6 protein-coding genes are annotated in these 2,889 nt (G+C 62.3%); all 6 read left to right on the forward strand.

Going from position 1 to position 2,889, the window contains the following annotated elements; translation table 11 throughout:
* On the forward strand, window positions 1-378 hold a 378-nt coding region (locus JOY90_RS07595; RefSeq protein WP_291690531.1), incomplete at its 5' end, for an AI-2E family transporter.
* 90 nt (window positions 379-468) lie between these two features.
* Complete coding sequence (locus JOY90_RS07600) at window positions 469-837, forward strand: YqjD family protein (protein ID WP_291690532.1); 369 nt, start codon at window positions 469-471, stop codon at window positions 835-837.
* Window positions 838-917: 80 nt separating this feature from the next.
* Window positions 918-1,277: a hypothetical protein gene (locus JOY90_RS07605; RefSeq protein ID WP_367276891.1), complete on the forward strand. Its 360-nt coding sequence runs from the start codon at window positions 918-920 to the stop codon at window positions 1,275-1,277.
* Between the two features lie 91 nt (window positions 1,278-1,368).
* Window positions 1,369-1,524, forward strand: coding sequence for a DUF3309 domain-containing protein (locus JOY90_RS07610; protein WP_291690534.1), 156 nt, complete (start codon window positions 1,369-1,371; stop codon window positions 1,522-1,524).
* Window positions 1,525-1,687: 163 nt separating this feature from the next.
* Complete coding sequence (locus tag JOY90_RS07615) at window positions 1,688-2,224, forward strand: decarboxylase (protein ID WP_291690535.1); 537 nt, start codon at window positions 1,688-1,690, stop codon at window positions 2,222-2,224.
* Window positions 2,221-2,802 carry a thiamine pyrophosphate-dependent enzyme gene (locus JOY90_RS07620; protein WP_291690536.1) on the forward strand — a complete coding sequence of 194 codons (582 nt, stop codon included), beginning with the start codon at window positions 2,221-2,223 and terminating at the stop codon, window positions 2,800-2,802. The genes JOY90_RS07615 and JOY90_RS07620 overlap by 4 nt, the downstream gene beginning before the upstream one ends.
* Window positions 2,803-2,889 lie beyond the last annotated feature (87 nt).

The following is a 2,889-nucleotide window of genomic DNA, read 5'->3' on the forward strand; positions in this document are numbered from 1 at the left end:
TTCGGCTGCTGGATCATCGGGTTTACCCATCCGATCCTGCTCGGCGTGCTGACGATGGCTTGCAACTATGTGCCGTACATCGGCGCGTGCGTGACGTTCGCGACACTGTTTGTCGTCGGCCTGTTCGTGTTTCCAACGCTGGGACAGGCATTGATTGCGCCCCCGCTGTTTCTGGCGGCTGTCATCATCGAAGGGCAGTTCATCACGCCGAACATCGTGGGCCGCCGCTTCACGGTTAATCCTCTGATGGTGTTCGTCTCGCTGGCATTCTGGACCTGGTTGTGGGGTCCCGTCGGCGCTTTTCTGTCCGTGCCGTTTCTTGTGATCGCGCTTGCCGTCATGACGCACCTGTTTCCGAAGGCCGAATTGCCCGGTTGATCGGGCAGACCGGCTTACCGCCCATGGAACCTTTCGGGAGGGTTCCCGTTAGGGAGTCGGCTTTCCCCCGGATTTTGACGAGGATTTCGCATGGCAACGGCAGTGAAACGGAAGCAACGGCGCAATGGCGGCAGCGACGTTGCGGGCGCAGCGAACGATTTGCAGCACGACTTCGAGGCCCTGCGCAGCGACCTGAATACGCTTGCGCAGGAGGTGACGAGTCTCGTCGGCAACACCAGCGATGAGGCGGTGCAGGAGCTGAAGGATCGCATTCGCCGCATTCGCGACAATCTCGACGAGACGGTTTCCGATGCGACATCGCGCGGGCGCGATGCGCTGCGCGACATGTCGGACAATTTCACCGAGTCGGTGGAGGAGCAGTTGCGTGAACGCCCTTTGACAACCGTCGCGCTCGCGGCGGGAATCGGTTTCGTCGTTGGAGCGATCTGGCGGCGTTAGCGGGCCGCCCTCTGCGAGGGGCTTCCGTGAACCTATTGTCCGACATTGGCGCCAAGGTCGACCGGACCTTGAAGTCGGTTGTGTATGCGGCCGCCGCAGGGGCGGCCGCGATCACGGCCTTGCTGTTTTTCACCATCGCGCTGTTCGTTTGGCTTCGCGAGAGCTACGGCACTGTCGAAGCGTGCCTGGCGCTCGGACTAATCTATCTCGTCGTGGCGTTGGCCGCGCTGGCCGCGGTGTTTGTGTTGCAGCGCCGTCACCCTGAGCCGCCTCCAGCGCCAAAAAAAGCCGCGCCGCAGTGGTGGCAAGATCCAATGATCCTCACCACGGGACTCGAAGCGGCGCGCATTCTCGGGCCGCGCAAGGCCGTCACGCTCGCGGCAGTCGCCGCGTTCGTGGTTGGATTTTTCGTCACCGGCTCCAGACTCAAGAAGCCGTAGCGCGCTCGTCTCCGGGCGCACGGTTCCCGGCGGGGAACTTTTTTACCGCATAAGAATTGAATCCGCGGCCATGGGTTGAAGGAGACGTCGCATGCTTTCGACAATTCTCATTGTAGTGCTCATCCTTTTGTTGATCGGTGCTTTGCCGACATGGGGTTACAGCAGCAGTTGGGGTTACGCGCCGGGCGGCATGCTGGGCACAGTGCTGGTGATCGTGGTGATCCTCGCACTGTTGGGACGAATCTAGCGGTTCGGGTTGACGGCAGTGGAAGCAGGCCGGGTGCATTTCGCCCCGGCCTGTTTCGTTTTTGCATAAGCGCCCTGACTGCAGGACTTTCTGTCTGCGCGCGCCTTGCCCGGCTGAGATTGTGCGTGCCAACATCGCGCGGGATTAGCCGGAGGCGAACGAGATGGCGCTGGTCGACGACCCGCGCACGGACACTGCGGAGCTGCACGGCAGCCGCATCATCCGTGAGATCAAGGCGAGCGGCATCGAGTTCATTCCGTGCCTGCCTGACATTCACACCAGCGAAGGCCTGTTGCGGCCGTTGACGACGGACACCGAGCTCAAGCTCGTGCGCGTCTGCAAGGAAGACGAAGGCGTCGGCATCTGCGCCGCGCTGTCGTACTGCAACAAGCGCGCGCTGCTGCTGATGCAGTATTCCGGCATGCTGGATTCCGTGAACGCGATCCGGATTGTCGCCGCGGAATATGGGTTGCCGGTGTGCATGATGGTCGGGCTCCTCAACAAGGAGCCGGGCGTCGCGCCGAAAGAGTCCAAGCACTACAGCGTGCGTGTCACCGCGCCGATCCTCGAAGCGTTGGGCGTCGACTATCACGTGATCGAAAGCGACGCCGACGTCGCGAAGATCAAGCCGGCGATCGACAACGCGTATGCGAAATCGCGGCCGGTCGTCCTCTTCATCGGCCGGAGTCCCGTGCCATGACCATGCGCCGTGACGAAGCGCTAAAGTTGCTCGCGCCGCATGTGAAGGACAGCGACATCGTCGTCGCCGTGTTCACCAGCGCATTTGAATGGATCGCGATCCGGCCGAACCCGCTCAATTACATCATGACCGGTGCGATGGGTCTCGGCTCGTCGCATGCGCTCGGCCTTGCGCTCGGCCGGCCCGACAAGCGGGTGATCGTGCTCGATGGCGACGGCAGTCTGCTGATGAACCTCGGCTCGCTGGTGACCATCGGCAATGCGGCGCCGGAGAACTTCATCCACTTCGTGCTGGAGAACGGCACCTACGAGGCGAACGGTTCGCATCTCATCCCCGGCAAGGACAAGGTTGATTTCTCGGCCATTGCCAAGGCCGCCGGTTATCGCGGCGTGCACACGTTTAGCGGTCTGAATGAACTCGGCGCCAATGCCGAATCCGTGCTGAACGAAACCGGCCCGGTGTTCGTCACCATGAAGATTGAGCCGGGCCCGCAGCCCAACCTCGACTACGGCTACATGCACAGCGCACGCGTCCGGCAGGAGTTCAGGACCGCCGTCCGGGCGGACTTGCCGAAGTAGATCGCGCCCGTCCGGGCGGCTTCTGCCCGCTTCTGGCAAGGCGCGCGACGGCCTATAATGATGTGACCGCCGCCCGATCGAATCGAG

Origin of the sequence: Bradyrhizobium sp., assembly GCF_019242285.1 — a bacterium.
Classification (GTDB): domain Bacteria; phylum Pseudomonadota; class Alphaproteobacteria; order Rhizobiales; family Xanthobacteraceae; genus Bradyrhizobium.

Coding starts and splice junctions, on each gene's coding strand:
- JOY90_RS07600 (WP_291690532.1), top strand. CDS start 469: ATGGCAACGGCAGTGAAACGGAAGCAACGGCGCAATGGCGGCAGCGAC.
- JOY90_RS07610 (WP_291690534.1), top strand. CDS start 1,369: ATGCTTTCGACAATTCTCATTGTAGTGCTCATCCTTTTGTTGATCGGT.
- JOY90_RS07615 (WP_291690535.1), top strand. CDS start 1,688: ATGGCGCTGGTCGACGACCCGCGCACGGACACTGCGGAGCTGCACGGC.
- JOY90_RS07620 (WP_291690536.1), top strand. CDS start 2,221: ATGACCATGCGCCGTGACGAAGCGCTAAAGTTGCTCGCGCCGCATGTG.